The sequence below is a fragment of the Caulobacter hibisci genome (assembly GCF_016135805.1).
In the GTDB taxonomy this organism is placed as follows: domain Bacteria; phylum Pseudomonadota; class Alphaproteobacteria; order Caulobacterales; family Caulobacteraceae; genus Caulobacter; species Caulobacter hibisci.
The window spans coordinates 387691-405132 of the sequence record NZ_JADWOX010000002.1; the positions used below are offsets into that span (position 1 = coordinate 387691).

A 17442-nucleotide genomic window follows, 5' to 3' on the forward strand; every position below is an offset into this window, starting at 1 on the left:
GTTCGCCCCTACCGCGCCGCCCGCGCCACGCCCTCGGGCAGGGCCCCGGCGAAGTCGATGACGCACATGGCGCCGTACGACCGGTGGCCGCCGCAGGCGACGCCGGCGAGGCTGTAGCCGGTCGACAGGATGTTGCGGCGGTGGCCGCGGCTGGGCACGCCGCTGTCGACGACCAGCTGGCGCACCACGTCGCGCGGCTCGTCGTAGCCGTAGGAGATGTTCTCGGCCGAGAGGCCGGCATAGACGCCGTACTTGCGCAGGCGAAGGCCCAGGCTTCCCGCCGCGCCATGGCCGACGTCGCCGCGCGCGGCCTGGGCGCTGACGTGATCGCGGGCGGCGTCGTCGATGCGCCCGTCCGCGCCCAGCGGCGGCAGCGGGCGCTGACGCTGGAGTTCGGCGACGGCCTCGTCGAGGGCGTCCGGATCCTCGCCCATGGCCGGCCGGCCTTGCGCCAGCTCGCGGGCATAGGCCTGGGGATTGGCGCGGACGTAGTTGATCTCGTCGAGGACGGCCTGGGACTGGGTCTGGGCGGCGGCCAGCGCGGGCAAGGCGAGCAGCAGCAGGCCGGCGAGCGCCGGACCTAAGCGACGATGGGTACGCATACGAACCTACAAGATCGAAAAGCCCCTCGGTTCGTGCCTTAGCACGCAGTTCCGGATTCGCGGGGCGCCGCCGAACGTCGCGGCCCATGTCGCGGTGCAGGGCGTATCCGCGAGGCGATAAATCCGGCGACCACGCCCCATGGCGCCCGGCGAGGCGGCATCAAGGCGGCACGACAACCGCCGGATTCCGCGATGCTTCTCGCCCTTCTGACCCTGCTGCACGTGCTGGTCTTCGTCTACTGGCTGGGCGGGGACCTGGGGGCCTTCTACGTCTCGCGCTACGTCACCGCGCCCGACCGGACGGTGAAGGAGCGGGGCCTGGCGCTGAAGGTGCTGGCCGATGTCGACATGGCGCCGCGCACCTGCCTGATCCTGGCCCTGCCGACGGGCCTGACCCTGGCCAAGCTGAAGGGCTGGTGGGACGTGCCGCCCGAGGTCGTGGCGGCGATCTGGGCCCTGTGCCTGTTCTGGCTGGTCATGGCCTGGAGCATTCATATCCACCACAGCCCGCCCAAGGCCGGCATCCGGCGCATCGACATCTTCATCCGCTGGATCGTGCTGGCGGGCCTGGCCGCTTTCGGCCTGGCCAGCCTGGTCGGCCTGGCGGACGCGCCGCTGTTCATCGCCATCAAGATGCTGATCCTGGCCACTGCCATCGGCTGCGGCCTGCTGATCCGCCGCCAGCTGGCCCCGCTGGGGCCGCCGGTCGTGGCGATGATGACCAATGGCCCGACGCCCGAGACCGACAAGGCCATCAACGCCGTGCTCGAGGCCACGCGGCCGGTGGTGCTGACCCTCTGGGCCCTGCTGATCGGCGCGGCCTTCCTCGGCCTCTGGACCCCTTCCTAAGGACCCCCGCCATGACCCTGCGCTTCGAACCGACCATGGTGCGTGAAGACAAGACCGCCCGGCAGCTCTACGAGGCGGTGAAGGCCAATCCGGCCCGCGCCCGCTTCGGCTTCGGCAGCAAGGCGGCGGTGGTCAATATCGACTTCCAGCAGGCCTATACCCGGCCCGACCTGTTCCCCAAGAGCGCCTACGTCACCGATCCCGACCAGATCGCCCACGTGAACCGCCTGTCGGCCCTGGCCCGCTTGCGGGGCATGCCGGTGATCTGGACGCGGGTGATGTACAAGCCCGACGGCGGCGACGCCGGCGTCTGGGGCACGCGCACCGACACCCCCGACAGCCTGCAGAACATCAAGCAGGACAGCGAACGCCACGCCTTCGATCCGCGCGTCGAGATCGATGCGGCGGTCGACCTCGTCTACGACAAGCGCATGCCCAGCGCCTTCTTCGAGAGCCCGCTGCAGAGCTATCTGATCTGGCACAAGGTCGACACGGTGATCCTGACCGGCGGCTCGACCAGCGGCTGCGTGCGGGCCAGCGCCGTGGAGAGCCTGTCGCGCGGCTACCGCACCATCGTTCCCGAGCAGTGCGTGGCCGACAAGCACGAGAGCTACCACTTCGCCAACCTGACCGACCTGCAGCTGAAGTACGCCGACGTGGTCGATGTCGAAGAGGCCGCGGCCTGGTTGAAGGGGTGATGGGGGCGCCGCCTGTAAGGCGTGTCGGCCCTTCCAGCCTCTCGAGTGTTCTCGTCTTCCAGGTTGTGACCCGGGCGTCTTCGCGGGGTCTTGCATTCCGCTGGGGGAGGGGCGCTCCAGTCTTTGAACGAAGGGCCACAAGGCCTCGGGAGGAGGCAGGGATGACCGACCAGGGCCCTCTGAGCGGCGGCTGCAACTGCGGCGCCGTGCGCTATGTCATCGCCTCGCCGCCGGTCGCGGTGATCGCCTGCCACTGCACCAGCTGTCGCCGGCAGTCGGGCGCGGCCTTTTCGGTCAACCTGATCGTCCGGGCCGACACGATGAGCGTCGAGGGCGAGCTGGCCAGTTGGCTCGATCCCGACACCGAGAGCGGCGCGGTCATCGACCGGCAGTTCTGCGGCGCGTGCGGCTCGCCGATCCGCTCTGTGCCGACGGCGGCGCGCCAGATGATCGCGGTCAAGGCCGGGTGCCTCGACACACCCGAGAGCTTTGCGCCTCAGATGCACATCTGGACCCGCTCGGCCCTGCCGTGGGCGACCATCCCCGAAGGCCTGCCGCGCTTCGAGAAGGGCCCGGGGGCTTGAGCCAGGCGGGGCGGCCGCTGGACGGGATCCAGGTCGTCGACCTGGTGCGCGGGCCGCTGGCGGCGATCACCCGCTACCTGGCCGAGCTGGGCGTGAGCGTCGTCCGGTTCGATGCGCCCACGGACACCCTGGAGGACCTGGTCGCCCATGCCGGCAAGCGCCGGCTGGGCGCGCCGGACGATGCTCTGCTGGAGGCCGCCGACATCATCGTCGCCGACGCCGGCCAGGCGGTGGACCTGGCGGGGCTGCGCGCACGCCATCCGGCCCTGGTCACCATGACCGTCAGCGACTTCGGGACCGGCGCGGGCCTGCCCGGCTGGCGGGCCAGCGACCTGGTGCTGCATGCGCTGAGCGGCGAGCTGTCGCGGTCGGGGATCCGGGGGCGGGCGCCGCTGCCGCCGCCGGGGGATCTGGCCTGGCAGTGCGCGGCTTCGCAGGCCGCCTACGCCCTGACCGTGTCGCTGTATCACGCCCTGCGCACCGGCCGGGGCGACCACCTGGACTTCTCGGCGCTCGATGGGGCGGTGCAGGCCCTGGATCCCGGCTACGGCATCGCCGGCAGCGCCACCCTGGGCAAGCCGGCCCACCTGCTGTCGCGCGGGCGACCGCCGAAGGGCTACCAGTACCCGATCCTGCCGTGCGCCGACGGCCATGTGCGGATCTGCCTGCTGGCCAAGCGGCAGTGGCGGGGCATGTTCGCCTGGATGGGCGAGCCGGCCGCCTTCGCCTCGCCCGAGTTCGACAAGACCGCCGCGCGCTACAGGTCGCCGGATCTGCTGCCGGCCATCGCCGCCTTCTTCGCCGGCCGCACCCGCGCCGAGCTGGAGGCCGAGGGCCAGGCGCACGGCGTGCCGATCTCGGCGGTGCTGGGCCTGGATGAATTCATGGCCTCCGACCACCTCGCCGCCCGCCAGGCCCTGGTCGAGGTCGAGGGGCGCGACGGACGCAAGGTCCGTATCCCCAATGGCGTGGTCAGCATCGACGGCGCGCGGATGGGGCCGCGCGAGGGGGGCGCGGCGCCGTCCGTGGCCTGGCCGGCGCTGGGCGTCGCGCCTGGGGCGCGGGCCTTCGAGGGGCTGAAGGTGCTGGATCTGGGCGTCATCGTCGTCGGGGCCGAGCAGGGGCGACTGCTGGCCGACCAGGGCGCGGAGGTCGTCAAGGTCGAGAGCCGCGCCTTTCCGGACGGCAATCGGCAGTCGCACCTGTCCTACGGCCTGTCGGCCAGCTTCGCCGCCGGCCATCGCAACAAGCAGAGCCTGGGCCTGAACCTGCGCGATCCGGCTGGGCGGGCGCTGTTCCTGGAGCTGGCGGCCGAGGCCGACGTCATCCTGTCGAACTTCAAGCCGGGGACGCTGGAGGGGCTGGGCATCGACCATGCGACGATCACCGGGTTCAATCCGCGCATCGTCATGGCCGACAGCTCAGCCTTCGGGGCCAGCGGGCCGTGGGCCGAGCGGATGGGTTACGGCCCCCTGGTGCGCGCCGCCACCGGCCTGACCCAGGCCTGGCGCTATGGCGATGATCCGGAGAGCTTCAGCGACTCGATCACCATCTATCCCGACCACGTCGCCGGTCGGATCGGGGCGATGGCGGTGACGGCCCTGCTGATCCGGCGGCTGCGCACCGGGCAGGGCGGCCGCGCCAGCGTCGCCCAGGCCGAGGTGATGCTGGGCCACTTCGCGACCGAGGTGGCGCGGGCGTCCCTCGGCGAACGCGCGCCGGACGTTTGGCGGGGCGGGGTCTATGCGGCGGCGGGCGACGACGCCTGGTGCGTGGTCAGCGTCGAGGACGAGGCCGGGCAGCGGGCGCTGGAGACGGCGATCGGCGTTTCGGAACAGGGGCTAGACGAGGCCGTCGCTGCCTGGATCGCGGCGAGATCGGCGCAGGACGCCGCCGAGGTCCTGCAGGCGGCGGGCGTCGCGGCGGCGCCGATGCTGCGGGTCTCGGAGCTGCCGGACTTCGCCTACTATCGCGAGCGCGGCTTCTATCGCGTCGAGGAGCATCCGTACCTGGCCGAGCCGGTGACGGCCGAGCGGGTCCACGTCCGCAGCGGCGCCCTGAGCGACGCGCCGACGCGGCCGGCGCCGCTGGTCGGCGAGCACACGGCGCAGGTCGTGGCCGACTGGCTGGGCCTGCCGCCCGAGCGGATCGAGGCGCTCGTGGCCGGCGGCGTGCTGGAGCCTGTCGAGCCCGAGGTCCTGGCCGCCGCAGAACAGGCTGGCGGCGCGGCCCGCCCCGAGACGATGATCGCCGTGAAGTTCGAGACTTGAGGCACGATCCTATGAGCACGACCCAGAGACTGGCCGGCCGCACGGTGCTGATCACCGGCGCCTCCTCGGGCATTGGCGCGCGGTTCGCCCGCATCGTCGCCGCCGAGGGGGCGGCGGTGGTGATCGGGGCGCGGCGCGTCGACCGGCTGGAAGCCTTGCGCGACGCCATCGTCGAGGCCGGCGGCAAGGCGCTGGCGGTGGCGCTGGACGTCGCCGACGAGGCCTCGACCCTCGCCGCCTACGACGCCGCCGAGGCCGCCTTCGGTCCGGTCGACGGGGTGGTGGCCAATGCCGGCATCCAGGTCGAGGGGCTGGCGACGGATCTTTCCGTCGAGGACTTCGACCAGGTGTTCGCGGTCAATGTGCGCGGCGTGTTCCTGACGGCTCGCGAGGGCGCGCGGCGGATGCGGGCGGCGGGCTTGGCCGAGCGGGGGCGGATCGTGCTGGTTTCCTCGATCACGGCCAAGGTGGTGACGCCGGGCGTCACGGCCTACAGCGCCTCGAAGGCCGCTGTCAGCCATCTGGGCCGGCACCTGGCCAGGGAGTGGGCGCGGACGGGGCCGAACGTCAACAACCTGTGCCCCGGCTACATCCGCTCGGAACTGGCCGGCGACTGGTTCGACACCGAGGGCGGCCACAAGCAGATGAGCAAGTGGCCGCGCCGCCGACTGCTGGACGAGGACGCCCTCGATACGATGCTGGTTTATCTGCTGTCGGACGAGAGCAAGGGCGTCACCGGTGCGGACTTCACCATTGATGACGGGCAGTCGCTGTGAGCGCTTACGATGAAGCGAGGGGCGCTGATATCGCCAAAAAGGTCGAGGCCTTCGTCCGCGAGGTCGTCGCGCCCTATGAGCAGGATCCCCGGCGTGGTCCCCACGGACCGTCCGACGACCTGATCAACGAACTGCGCGCCAAGGCCCGAGCGGCTGGGGTGCTGACGCCGCACATCCTGGACGGCGGCGGCCACCTCTCGCATCGGGAGACGGCGGTGGTGCTGCGGGCGGCGGGGCTGTCGCCGCTGGGGCCGCAGGCGGTCAATGTCGCCGCGCCCGACGAGGGCAACATGTACCTGCTGAGCAAGGTGGCCTCGGCCGAGCAGCGGCTGCGATTCCTCGATCCGCTGGTCGCCGGGCGGGCGCGTTCGGCCTTCTTCATGACCGAGCCGGCCGATGAGGGCGGGGCGGGGTCTGACCCGTCGATGCTGAAGACCACGGCCGTGCAGGACGGCAATCACTGGGTGATTGACGGCCGCAAGGCGTTCATCACCGGTGCGCAGGGGGCCAGGGTCGGTATCGTCATGGCCAGGGCTGAAGCTCAAAGCGAAAGTATTGGGGCGACGCTGTTCCTGGTCGATCTGCCCGACCCGGCGATCCGCATCGAGCGGGTGCTCGACACCATCGACAGCTCGATGCCCGGCGGCCATGCGGTGGTGGCGATCGAGGGGCTGCGGGTCTCCGCCGACCAGGTGCTGGGCCAGCCCGGCGACGGCTTCAAGCTGGCGCAGCTGCGGCTGGCGCCGGCCCGCCTGACCCACTGCATGCGCTGGCTGGGCGCCTGCACGCGGGCGCAGGAGATCGCCACGGCCTATGCGGTGAAGCGCCAGGCCTTCGGCAAGCCGCTGATCGACCACGAGGGCGTCGGCTTCATGCTGGCCGAGAACCTGATCGAGCTGAAGCAAGCCGAGCTGATGATCGACTGGTGCGCCGGGGTGCTCGACTCTGGTTCGCTGGGCGTGACCGAGAGCTCGATGGCCAAGGTGGCGGTCAGCGAGGCCCTGATGCGCATCGCCGACCGCTGCGTGCAGGTGATGGGCGGCACGGGGGTGACTGGCGACACCATCGTCGAGCAGGTGTTCCGCGAGGTGCGGGCCTTCCGCATCTATGACGGCCCGACCGAGGTCCACAAATGGAGCCTGGCCAAGAAGATCAAACGCGACGCCGCCGCGCGTGAAGCCCAGGCGTAGCGCTCAGCGCCCCGTCCATTTGGGCGGCCGCTTCTGGGCGAAGGCGAGGGGGCCTTCGCGCAGGTCGGCCGAGCGGAACAGCGCCTTGACGGCCGGGTAGCCGTCCTGGCCGCGATAGGCAGCTTCCAGGCTCGCCTCGTCCAGGCCGCGATGGGCGGTCTGCTTGGAGGCGCGGATCGACATCGGGCTGCAGGCCAGGATCTCCTGGGCCCAGCGACGGGCTAAGGTGAGGGTCTCGCCGGCCGGGGCGACCTCGTTGACGAAGCCCAGCTCGACGCCCTCGCGGGCGCCGACCCGGCGGCCGGTCAGGATCATGCCCATGGCCCGCTTGAGGCCGATCAGGCGCGGCAGGCGGTGCAGGCCGCCGGCCAGGGCGGCGAGGCCGACCTTGGGCTCGGGCAGGGCGAAGGTCGCATCTTCGGAGGCGATGATCAGGTCGCAGGCCAGGGCGATCTCGAAACCGCCGCCCATGGCCAGGCCGTTGACGGCGGCGATCACCGGCTTGTCGAGGTCGAAGCGGGCGGTGAGGCCGGCAAAACCCGTCAGCGGCGTGCGCAAAGCCTCGCCCCCGGCCATGGCCACGGCTGTGTATTTCAGGTCGTTGCCGGCCGAGAAGGCCTTGTCGCCGGCTCCTGTGATGATCGCCACCCACTGGTCGGGATCGGCGGCGAAGGCGTCGAAGATCTCGGCCAGCTCGGCGTTGGCGGCCGGGTGCAGGGCGTTCATCACCTCGGGGCGGTTGATGGTGACGATGGTCAGCGGACCCTCGCGCTCGACCGTGGCGAAGGTCCCGGCCTTGGCGGCCCTCGGGCGCTTGGGCCCGCTTTCCCAGGCCAGGTTTCCGAAGACGTCGGTGCGCACATGCCCATCCGCACCGATCGCCGAGCGCTCGGTCGAGAGCAGTTGCGCCATCGAGGCCTCGTCGTCGGGCGCGACGCGGGCCATCAGGCGCTGGCCGGCCGGGGTGCGGGCGATGACGATCCCGTCCTGGGCCGCGCCGTCGCGGCCGAAGCGGGCGGTGTAGGTCTCGATCGTCGCCGGGCCGTCATAGCGCTCGACCAGGGGCGGGACGGGACCGCGCGCGGCGTCGGCGGCCGCCTGCACCGAATAGTCTTGCGCCAGGGGCTGCGGCGGCGGGCGCACGCCGACCACCAGGGCGTGGTGCTTGTTGACGTAGCCGCCCTGGCCGTAGAGCAGGCCCAGGTCTTCGGGGTTCTTCCGCAGCCGCCGGACCATCGCCGCCGCCGCATGGCCCATGTAGTTGTTGAGCGGCGCCCCGAAGAAGGTCAGGCCGCCGGTCACCGTCGGGCTGACCTTGGCCGGGTCGAGCCCCAGGGTGCGCAGCGCCATCTTCGGCACTACGGGGAAGCAGCTGTAGAGCTCCAGATGGGCGAAGCGCTCGGCCCCGCCGACCTGGGCCGCCGCTGTCTCCAGCACGGTCTGCTGAGCGGTGGAGTGGGCGTAGGTGTCGCGCAGCAGGTAGTCCTCGGGCTCGCGCGCGGCGGCCCCGCCCCACAGGTGGACGATCCGGTCTTCGGGGACGCCCAGCTCGCGGGCCAGGGCCAGGCTGGTGACCAGGATGGCGGCGGCCTGGTTCACCTGCGGATTGGCGACCATCAGCTTGGGATAGGGCCAGTTGATCAGCCGGTTGCCGGGGGTGACCGCGCCGATGGCCTCGGCGTCGGGCGCGGTGCGGATCCAGGCCGAGGGATTGTCCCGCGCGACCTGCGCGTAGCGCGCCCACAGCTGCGCGGACTCCGCCTGGCCCTCGGCCGGCGTCTGGCCCCAGGCGGCCTGGGCGGCCATTTCGTAGAACGGATAGACCTGGGCCGGGTCCTGCATGCCCAGCGCCACGGCCGGCGGGCTCATGGCGAAGCGGCTGGAGGGGAAGCGCACGGCGTCCTCGCGCGAGGCCAGCGGCGTCCAGGGAGGAACAACTTTATCACGCCGGGCGCGGGCGGCGCTTTGGCCGGCCTCGCCGCCGACGATCGCGGCGGCCTGCACCTCGCCCAGGGCGATGGCGACAGCGGCGTCGTGGATCAGGCGGATCGGCGTCTCGCCGCCCATGCTGGCGTTGGTCTTGCGGGCCGGATCGACGCCCAGGCGCTGGGCTAGCAGGGCCACTGGATCGGCGTAGCGCCAGGAGACCAGGCCGACCAGGTCCAGCGAGTCCAGCCGCGCCAGCACCGGCCCGCCGGCGTCGGCCTCGGCCGCGCGCAGGGCCGCCTCCATCAGGGCGACGGGTTCGAGCGCCTGGATCAGGTCGTCCTGGCGATCGACCGCTTCGCCGACGCCGATGATGACCGGAACCCGCCGAGGATCTTGCATCGGATTTCCCCCTGATCGTTGGTCGCGCGCTCGTGCCGGCGGCGTACAAACTAGGTAATCGATCGGACGGGGACCGGCGAGGGTGCCGTTCAGGCAAGCGCCGCCAGGGCCGCGCGGCCGGCGGCCTGGCCGGTCAGCCAGGCGCCGTGCGCGGTCGAGAAGGCGTCGGGCGAGCAGGCCTCGCCTGCGAAGAACAGCCGGTTGTCGATGGGCGTCGCCAATCGAGCCCGATCGCCGGCGCGGCCGGGCAGGGCGTGGGAATAGGAGCCGCCGGCGAAGGGATCGGCGGCCCAGGCGGTCTGGGCCAGCACATGCACCCGCGACCGCAGGCCCGAGCCGTAGAGGGCGACCAGTTCCTCGATCGCGAAGGCGGCCGCCGCCCCGGGGCCTTCGCCCTCAAGGGAGCGGGCATGGGCGCCGCCTAGAAACACCTCGATCATCGGCCGGTGCAGCGGCCGCAGGTGATAGGCTCCAGTGGCCGTCTTGCGCGGATCGCCAAACAGCTGGCTCTCGGGCGGGAAGGCCTCGGGCTCGTCGAGCTGGAGGAACACCTTGTCGGCCAGGCCCAGCGGCAGGCCGGCGGCGGCGTTCAGCGTGTCGGGCAGTTCGGGAACGAAGCGTAGAGCCCCCGAGGTCAGGATGGCGGTTGGCACGCAGACAATGGCTGCCCGGGCCGAGATCGCGCCGCGCGGCGTTTCCAGCACCAGGCGCGGCCCATCGTGGCGGATCGTCGTCACCGGCAGGGACAGGTGCGTCGGCAGGGCGGGCGCCAGGCGGATCAGGCCCGTCCCGTAGCCCTCGGCCACCCGCCAGTCGACCTCGCTGTCCTGATAGGCGGCGTAGTCGTGGAGCGAGACCTCGTCGAACTCCGCGCCATTGTAATAGGCGCTGAAGGCGTTCAGCAGCGGGTTCCAGGGATCGCCGGGCGCGAGCAACTGCGCGGCCGGGCGGTCGGGGCCGCCATCCTCGGCGGCCGCCGCGAGACGCTCGTCCAGGGCCATGAAGGCGTCGCCGAACGCCGCGCGTTCCTGGGCGCTGAGGCCGGGACTGTCGGCGATGTCGGACCAGGGCGGCGGGGTGCGGTCGATGGTCAGGCCGATGGCCTCGAACCGGGCGACCAGCGGATTGCGATCGGCCGAATGCAGCCACTCGCAGCCGAGATCCAGCGGGCCGACGGGGGAGGGAATGGTCCAGCCGCGACCGCCCAGGCGGTCGCGGGCCTCGAGCAGCACGCCCGAGCATCCGCTGGCGGCGACTTCCCCGGCGGCGGCCAGGCCGGCCGCGCCGGCGCCCACGATCGCGATGTCGACTTCGGTCATTGGAGGCTCAATCGCGGCGGCGGGCGGTGGTTCCGGCCAAAGAAAAAGGCCGTCCGCGCGGGGCGGACGGCCTTCAGTATCGGATTCCGGGGAGGGGATCCTAGAGCTAGTCGACGACCTGGTAGCGGCCCGAGGCGTCGGGGCAGACGCGGACGAAGCGCTTCTGGGTGCGGCCGTCGGGCAGGTAGATCGGGCTTTCGGCCAGGGTGCAGCCGTTGGCGTCGGCGCGGCCCTCGGTCACCCGGTAGGAGCGCTCGGACTCGTAGCTGTAGCCGCCGCGACGGTCGTACTGGGCCTCGTCATAGGCGCCGCTGCGGTCGTAACCGCGGTCATAGTCGTCGTAGCGGTCGTTATAGGCGCGCGGCGGGGGAGGCGGCGGCGGAGTCGCGCCGGGGGCGCAGGCGGCCGAGCTCTTGCCGATGTTGCCGCCGATGACCGCGCCGAGCAGGCCGCCCAGCACCGCGCCTTCGGTCTTGGCGCCGCGGGCCGCGACGCCGCTGCCGATCGCCGCGCCGATGCCCGCGCCGGCCAGGCCGCCGCCGGTGGCGCGGTTGGTCGTGCTGCGACGGCAGGGATCGTAATAGTAGCCGCCCTGGTCGTAGGCGCCGCCACCCTGATAGGCGCCCTGGTACGAGCCCTGGCCGTAGCCATAGGCCTGGGCCGAGGCCACGGTCGGCAAGGCCGCGCCCGCGAGGGCCGCGCCGGCGACGAGGGCGCTGATGGCGGTCCGGATCATCATCGAAATACTCTCCCTGAAGGCGGGGCCAGAAAGCCGGGCCAGAAAGCTTGCCTGACGATCGGGGGACCGTCCGTTGTTCGCACCATGCCAAGCGCTAGCTGAACGGCCGTTGACCGGACCGTTCATCTTCGTTCACGCACCAGTTCGTCCACGCACGCGGGCGCCGAATAGGGTATGGACGCGCTCGAACAGGCTTCTTCGGCGTCGAACTTGGCGCGGACGAGGCGAAATTGCGGCCACGCCCACGGCGAGGCTTGAACGGATCGGAGCCCGAAGCGGTTCCCCTGAGGCGATTGCCAAGGCGACTTTGAATGCGTGAACTGACTATCGACGCCATCGGCGGCCAGGGCGACGGCGTGGCCGCCGGCCCGGCCTTCGTGCCGCTGACCCTGCCGGGCGAGAAGATCACCGCCCGGATGGAAGGCCCGCGCGGCGAGCTGGTCGACATCCTCGAGGCCAGCCCCGAGCGCGTCGCGCCGCCCTGCAAGCATTTCGGCCACTGCGGCGGCTGCGCCCTGCAGCACTGGGACATGACGCCCTATCTCGACTGGAAGCGCGACCAGGTGCGGTTCGAGCTGAAGCGCGAGCGGATCGAGACCGAGATCCTGCCGACCATCGCCTCGCCGCCGGCCTCGCGTCGCCGGGTGGCGCTGCACGCGCGCGGCGGCAAGGGCGGGGTGCGCCTGGGCTTCAAGGAGCGCCGCTCCTGGAACCTGGTCAAGATCGAGGAATGCCCGGTCACCCACCCGAAGATCGTCGCCGCCCTGCCGGGCCTGGCGCGTCTGGCCCAGCCGTTCCTGGAGCACCCCAAGTCGGCCCCGACCCTGCACGTCACCCTGACCGGCACGGGCCTGGACATCGACGTCACCGGCGTCGAGCGCAAGAGCGGCGGGCTGTCGGCCGACGCCCGGGTGCAGGCGGCGATGATCGCCGGCGAGTTCGACTTCGCCCGCGTCACCCTGGCCGGCGAGGTGCTGTACATGGCCCGCCAGCCGCTGGTGAAGCTGGGGCCGGCCATCGTGCCGCTGCCGGCCGGCTCGTTCCTGCAGGCCGTGCCGGCCGCCGAAAAGGCCATGGCCGACTTCGCCGTGCAGCACGTGGCGGGCGCGGCGAAGGTCGCCGACCTCTTTAGCGGCGTGGGCACCTTCACCTTCCGCCTGGCCCAGGAGTCGGGCGTCTATGCCGCCGACTTCGCCGAGCCGGCCATCGCAGCGCTGAAGGCGGCCGTGGGCTCGGCCCCGGGCCTGAAGGCCATCGTCGCCGAGGCCCGCGACCTGACCCGCCGGCCGGTGCTGTCGAGCGAGCTCAACAAGATGGACGCGGTGGTCTTCGACCCGCCGCGCGCCGGGGCGCTGGAGCAGACGCGGGAGATCGCCATCTCCAAGGTCTCGCGCGTGGTCGGGGTGTCGTGCAATCCGGCCACCTTCGCCCGCGACGCCGGCATCCTGATCGACGCCGGCTTCAAGCTGGAGAAGGTGTTGCCGGTGGACCAGTTCCTGTGGTCGCCGCATATTGAGCTGGTCGGGGTGTTCTCGCGATGAGGCGACATGAGCCGAGGCCGGAGCGATAGGGACTTAGGCGAGAGAGAAGGGGGCGGGCGAGGAGCCTTCGCGCTCGACGCCGCCGCCCAGCGGAGCAAGGCCGTGGCCAAGGCCGCCTGGTGGACCGCCGCCGGGGGCCTGGCCAAGTTCATGACCCGGCCGACCGAGGGCAAGGCCGCGCCGCGCTTTGCCTCCGACGCCCCGCCGGTGTCGCAGGGCCGCCTGCGCCGCGCCTATTTCGCCGCCTTCGAGAAGGACGCCGCCGACGTCGCCGCCGGCCTCTATCCGCCGATGGAGGACGCGCCGGTCGATCCGGCCGCCTCGATCCTCAAGGCCTGGGACTTCCTGGCCGACGCCCGCGAGGTCGACCAGCGCCGCCGGCGCGGCGACGGGGTCGAGGTGCGCGACGATCCTAAAAGCCAGGGCTATCCGGCCTATTACCGGCAGAACTTCCACTATCAGTCGGGCGGCTGGTTCACCGCCGAGAGCGCCCGTCGCTACGACGCCCAGGTCGAGGCGCTGTTCTCCGGCGCGGCCGGCGCCATGCGCCGCCGGGCGCTGTCGCTGCTGGCCAGGCATTGGCGGGGGCGAGACCAGCGGGTCCTGGCGGCGGTCGATGTCGCCTGTGGTTCTGGCGCGTTTCTGCGCGATCTCGCCCAGGCCTTCCCGCGCGCGGCCCTGGCGGGCGTCGACCTGTCGCCGGCCTATCTGAGCGAGGCGCGCACGCGCTCTGGCCGGGGTACGGTGCAGGCCAATGCCGAGCATCTTCCCTTCGGGGACGGCAGCCTGGACGCCGTCACCTGCGTCTACCTGTTCCACGAACTGCCGCCGCGCGTGCGCCCGATCGTCGCCGCCGAACTGGCCCGGGTGCTGAAGCCCGGCGGCGTCATGGCCTTCGCCGACTCCGTCCAGCCCTCCGACGAGCCGCAGCTGGCCCGGATGCTGGAGGCCTTCCCGGCCTATTTCCACGAGCCGTTCTACGGCAGTTATGCAGAGGAAGACCTGCCGGCCCTGTTCGCCGCGGCGGGGCTGCGGGTGGTGGGGCAGGACAAGGCGTTCCTGACCAAGGCGTTGCTGCTCGCCAAATGATCCTTCTCCCCTTGCGGGAGAAGGTGTCGTCCGAGGGACGACGGATGAGGGGTAGAACTTGGACGCCACGCCCGGTCGTTCCGCCTTGGCGGCTGATCGGCCCCTCACCCGACCCGCTTCGCGGGCCACCCTCTCCCGCAAGGGGAGAGGGCTATTGGTTGGTGCTCACCACGGCGAACCCCGCCCCCTGCGGGTCGCTCCCCATGTAGATCCAGCTGCCGTCGGGCACCTGGTGGACGTCCATCATCGTGGTGGCTCCGGCGGCCAGGGCGCGGTCGCGGGCGGCCGAGGCGCTGTCGACCTGGGCGTAGTAGTTCCAGAACGACACCGGCAAGTCGGCCGGCTTGGTCATCATGCCGCCGGCGTCCGGACCGCCGGCCTCGTAGGCGAACAGCTGGTAGGTGCCCATCGGACCCATGTCGATGGCCTGGGTCTTCACCCAGCCGAACAGGCCCGAATAGAAGGCGAAGGCGCCGTCGAGGTCGCCGGCCATCAACTCGCGCCAGCCGAAGGTTCCCGGCGTCAGGTCCGGCGCTTGCGGCGGGGCCTGGTCCTGCGGGAACGGCTTGAACAGGGTGAACACCGCGCCGTACGGGTCGGCGACCACGGAAAAGCGGCCGACCGCGGGGATGTCGTCGGCGGGGATGAACACCGAGCCGCCGGCGGCGGTGACCTTTTCCACATAGGCGTCGACGTCATCGACGAAGATGTAGCCGATCCAGCCGGGGCGCGAGCCCTCCGGGCAGCCGCTCTCGGGCGTGAAAACGCCGCCGACCGGGGCCGCCCCGGCATTGAGGATGGTGTAGGGCGTGGGGCCGGGCAGGCCGGAGTCGGTCGGCGTCCAGCCCACGACCTTGGCGTAGAAGGCGCTGGCGGCCTCGACGTCGGTGGTCATCAGCTCGTACCAGCCGAACTTTCCGCTCGTTTCCGTCATGCCCGTTCTCCCTTTTCTGGCGCCCCGACTCGGGCGGTTCTTGGCCAGGACGAACGGGGCGCGTCCGTCCCGAAAGCTGTGTTGATGATTTTCTAGTCCGGCATGGTCTCGAAGGTCGCCAGGCCCTCGGGCAGCGCCACCCAGGCGGGTTTGTCGCGCAGGAAGAGGGCCATGGTCGGCGCGAACTGCGTCGCGTCGTCCAGCGAGCCGGCATAGATCGTGTGGCTGGCGTCGACCCCGACCTCGCCGCCGAACACCAGGCCGCCGCAGGTCGGGCAGGCGTTGCGCAAGGCGATCCCGCCCTTGAAGGTCGGCGACCGGACCTTGAGGGTTTCGCCGGTGATGGTCACGACGGCGGCCGGGAAGCCCATGAACGGCACAAAGCCCGAGCCGGACGCCTTGCGGCAGTCGGCGCAGCAGCAGAAGCCCTGATACAGCGGCGCGCCCGTGGCGCTCCAGCGCACGGCGCCGCACAGGCATCCGCCAGCGTAACGGTGTTCGGTCGTCATGGTCGGCATTGGTGGGCCTCCGTGTGACAGACGCAAGCGTGGACGTTCATCCTCCGCTCCCTCCACCGTCGTCATCCCGGCCGGAGCGCAGCGTAGAGCCGGAACCCAGGGGACTGGGCGCGGCGCTGGGACTGGCCACCAGCGAGATGGCCGGTACACTGCGGCGGCCCCTGGGTCCCGGATAAGCGCCATGCGCTTTCCGGGATGACGCGGGAGGGTGGATACGCGACCTAGAACAAACTCAGCTGGTCCCCCGCCTTGGGCGGGACGCGAAACTGGGTGATGTCGAGACGGGGCAGGGGCCTGTCGAGTTCGAAGCGGCGCAGGGCGGCGTGGAAGCGCTGGTTCAGCACCTCGGCGATCGGGCCTTCGCCGGTCATGCGCTTGCCGAATTCGCTGTCATAGGCCGCCCCGCCGCGCATCTGGCGCACCAGCGACATCACCCGCTTGGCGCGGTCGGGATGGTCGGAGGCCAGCCACTGCTCGAACAGGCCGTGGATCTCCATCGGCAGACGGATGGCGACATAGCCGGCCGCCACCGCGCCGGCCGCCTTGGCCTTTTCCAGCACCGCCTCCATCTCGTGATCGTTCAGCGAGGGGATGGCCGGGGCGAACATGACGATGGTCGGCACGCCGGCTTCGGAGAGCTGACGCACGGCGTCGAGCCGGCGCTCGGGCGTGGCGGCGCGGGGCTCCATGCTGCGGGCCAGGCGGCGGTCCAGGGTGGTGATCGACACGGCCGCCCGGGCCAGGCCCGCCTTGCCCATCTCGCCCAGGATGTCGAGGTCGCGGGTGATCAGGGCCGACTTGGTGATGATCGAGAACGGGTGGCGAAAGCGGCTGAGCGTCTCCAGCACGCCCCGGGTGACGCGAAGCCCCCGTTCCTGCGGCTGGTAGGGGTCGGTGTCGCCGCCGATATGGACGCTGCCGACCTTGTAGGTCGGCTTGGACAGCTCGCGGTCGAGCAGCTTGCCGGCCTCGAGCTTGAAGAACAGCTTGCTCTCGAAGTCGAGGCCGGGCGAGAGGCCGAGATAGGCGTGGGCGGGCCGGGCGTAGCAGTAGATGCAGCCATGTTCGCAGCCGCGATAGGGGTTGATCGAGCGGTCGAAGCCGACGTCGGGGCTCTTGTTGCGGGCGATGACGGTCTTGGACTTCATGGCCAGGACGCTGGTGGTCAGCGGCCTGGCGGCGTTGTCCTCCTCGGTCCATCCGTCCTCGAAGGGCTCGGAGGTCTGGCTCTCGTAGCGGCCGGTCTCATTGCTGCGCGCCCCGCGACCGCGCAGGGCGGTCGTGCCGGTCTTGTAGGCGGTGTCGGTGAAGGAGCGGCGCGACAGCATGGACGAATGCTACGCCCGAAATGAGAACATAACAAGAACCAAGCTTGACGCCTTTCGACGCGGGCCGCAAAGGCGAGTGCATGATCTCCGTGATCCTTCCCGCCGTCGCGCCCGACTCAGCGTCAGTGCATGCGCTCGCCCAACTGCTGGCTCAGTTGGTCCCGGCCGCTGTCGACGGCCTGGTCAAGGAGGCCGTGATCGTCGGCGTCGCGGAGCCGGGGCTCGACGCCCTGATCGAGGACAGCGGCGCGCGGTTCGTGGCGGCCTCGGGCGACCGGGGCGCGCTGTTGGCGGCGGGCGCGGCCGTGGCGCGGGGCGACTGGATCCTGACGCTGGATCCGGCGCGCGCGCTGCCCGACGCTTGGCGCGGGCCGGTCGAGGCGCATCTGGCCGGCGGCGCGGGGGCGGCGGCCCTGCTGGTTCCGGCTGGCGGGATGCTTGCGCGGCTGACGGCGGCGCCGCTGGGGGTGCTGGTGCGGCGGCTGGACTATGCGGCGGGGGTCGGGTTCGCGGGTTTGGCGCCGGAGAAGGCGTTGGCGGGACGGCTGAAGGCGCGGCGGATCGTTCTCTGATCCCTCTCCGAAGCTTGCGGACAGGGCTTTCGACCCCTCATCCGTCGACTTCGTCGACACCTTCTCCCGCAAGGGGAGAAGGGGCGTTGCAGTCGATATCGTCCC

At 71.4% G+C, this 17442-nt stretch carries 16 protein-coding genes; 9 read left to right on the forward strand and 7 right to left on the reverse strand.

What is annotated here, in order from left to right:
- Window positions 1–8: 8 nt before the first annotated feature.
- Window positions 9–602, reverse strand: a complete 594-nt coding sequence (locus tag I4Q42_RS04885; RefSeq protein WP_198574940.1) for a CAP domain-containing protein — start codon at window positions 600–602, stop codon at window positions 9–11.
- 192 nt (window positions 603–794) lie between these two features.
- Here I4Q42_RS04885 and I4Q42_RS04890 point away from each other — a divergent pair, with 192 nt between their 5' ends.
- From I4Q42_RS04890 to I4Q42_RS26475, 6 genes are all read left to right on the forward strand, one after another.
- Window positions 795–1451, forward strand: coding sequence for a hypothetical protein (locus I4Q42_RS04890; protein ID WP_198574941.1), 657 nt, complete (start codon window positions 795–797; stop codon window positions 1449–1451).
- Between the two features lie 11 nt (window positions 1452–1462).
- Window positions 1463–2149: an isochorismatase family protein gene (locus I4Q42_RS04895; protein WP_198574942.1), complete on the forward strand. Its 687-nt coding sequence runs from the start codon at window positions 1463–1465 to the stop codon at window positions 2147–2149.
- Between the two features lie 161 nt (window positions 2150–2310).
- The gene (locus tag I4Q42_RS04900) at window positions 2311–2733 is read left to right on the forward strand and encodes a GFA family protein (RefSeq protein WP_198574943.1); all 423 of its coding nucleotides are present in this window, start codon (window positions 2311–2313) and stop codon (window positions 2731–2733) included.
- Window positions 2730–5003, forward strand: coding sequence for a CaiB/BaiF CoA-transferase family protein (locus I4Q42_RS04905; protein ID WP_198574944.1), 2274 nt, complete (start codon window positions 2730–2732; stop codon window positions 5001–5003). The genes I4Q42_RS04900 and I4Q42_RS04905 overlap by 4 nt, the downstream gene beginning before the upstream one ends.
- 11 nt (window positions 5004–5014) lie before the next feature.
- Window positions 5015–5779 (forward strand): SDR family NAD(P)-dependent oxidoreductase, encoded by a 765-nt coding sequence (locus tag I4Q42_RS04910; RefSeq protein WP_198574945.1) that lies wholly within the window; start codon window positions 5015–5017, stop codon window positions 5777–5779.
- Window positions 5776–6969, forward strand: a complete 1194-nt coding sequence (locus I4Q42_RS26475) for an acyl-CoA dehydrogenase family protein (protein WP_198574946.1) — start codon at window positions 5776–5778, stop codon at window positions 6967–6969. Before I4Q42_RS04910 ends, I4Q42_RS26475 begins: the two co-directional genes overlap by 4 nt.
- A 3-nt stretch (window positions 6970–6972) precedes the next feature.
- On the opposite strand, the gene I4Q42_RS04920 is transcribed toward I4Q42_RS26475, so the two are convergent.
- From I4Q42_RS04920 to I4Q42_RS04930, 3 genes are all read right to left on the reverse strand, one after another.
- Window positions 6973–9297 carry an enoyl-CoA hydratase-related protein gene (locus tag I4Q42_RS04920; protein WP_198574947.1) on the reverse strand — a complete coding sequence of 775 codons (2325 nt, stop codon included), beginning with the start codon at window positions 9295–9297 and terminating at the stop codon, window positions 6973–6975.
- Between the two features lie 89 nt (window positions 9298–9386).
- The gene (locus I4Q42_RS04925; RefSeq protein ID WP_198574948.1) at window positions 9387–10616 is read right to left on the reverse strand and encodes a flavin monoamine oxidase family protein; all 1230 of its coding nucleotides are present in this window, start codon (window positions 10614–10616) and stop codon (window positions 9387–9389) included.
- A gap of 106 nt (window positions 10617–10722) precedes the next feature.
- Window positions 10723–11355 carry a hypothetical protein gene (locus tag I4Q42_RS04930; RefSeq protein ID WP_198574949.1) on the reverse strand — a complete coding sequence of 211 codons (633 nt, stop codon included), beginning with the start codon at window positions 11353–11355 and terminating at the stop codon, window positions 10723–10725.
- A 311-nt stretch (window positions 11356–11666) separates the two neighbouring features.
- Between I4Q42_RS04930 and I4Q42_RS04935 the strand changes: the two genes are divergently transcribed.
- Complete coding sequence (locus I4Q42_RS04935) at window positions 11667–12896, forward strand: class I SAM-dependent RNA methyltransferase (protein ID WP_198574950.1); 1230 nt, start codon at window positions 11667–11669, stop codon at window positions 12894–12896.
- A gap of 102 nt (window positions 12897–12998) precedes the next feature.
- The gene (locus tag I4Q42_RS04940) at window positions 12999–13985 is read left to right on the forward strand and encodes a class I SAM-dependent methyltransferase (RefSeq protein WP_332873020.1); all 987 of its coding nucleotides are present in this window, start codon (window positions 12999–13001) and stop codon (window positions 13983–13985) included.
- Between the two features lie 151 nt (window positions 13986–14136).
- Here the strand turns inward: I4Q42_RS04940 and I4Q42_RS04945 are convergent, their stop codons facing one another.
- The 3 genes from I4Q42_RS04945 to I4Q42_RS04955 form a co-directional block, all read right to left on the reverse strand.
- Window positions 14137–14919: a VOC family protein gene (locus tag I4Q42_RS04945; RefSeq protein WP_198574952.1), complete on the reverse strand. Its 783-nt coding sequence runs from the start codon at window positions 14917–14919 to the stop codon at window positions 14137–14139.
- A gap of 92 nt (window positions 14920–15011) precedes the next feature.
- Window positions 15012–15437: a GFA family protein gene (locus I4Q42_RS04950; RefSeq protein WP_232792856.1), complete on the reverse strand. Its 426-nt coding sequence runs from the start codon at window positions 15435–15437 to the stop codon at window positions 15012–15014.
- A 221-nt stretch (window positions 15438–15658) separates the two neighbouring features.
- Window positions 15659–16765 (reverse strand): PA0069 family radical SAM protein, encoded by a 1107-nt coding sequence (locus I4Q42_RS04955; RefSeq protein WP_198574953.1) that lies wholly within the window; start codon window positions 16763–16765, stop codon window positions 15659–15661.
- 80 nt (window positions 16766–16845) lie between these two features.
- Between I4Q42_RS04955 and I4Q42_RS04960 the strand changes: the two genes are divergently transcribed.
- Complete coding sequence (locus I4Q42_RS04960) at window positions 16846–17337, forward strand: cell wall biosynthesis glycosyltransferase (protein WP_198574954.1); 492 nt, start codon at window positions 16846–16848, stop codon at window positions 17335–17337.
- Window positions 17338–17442 lie beyond the last annotated feature (105 nt).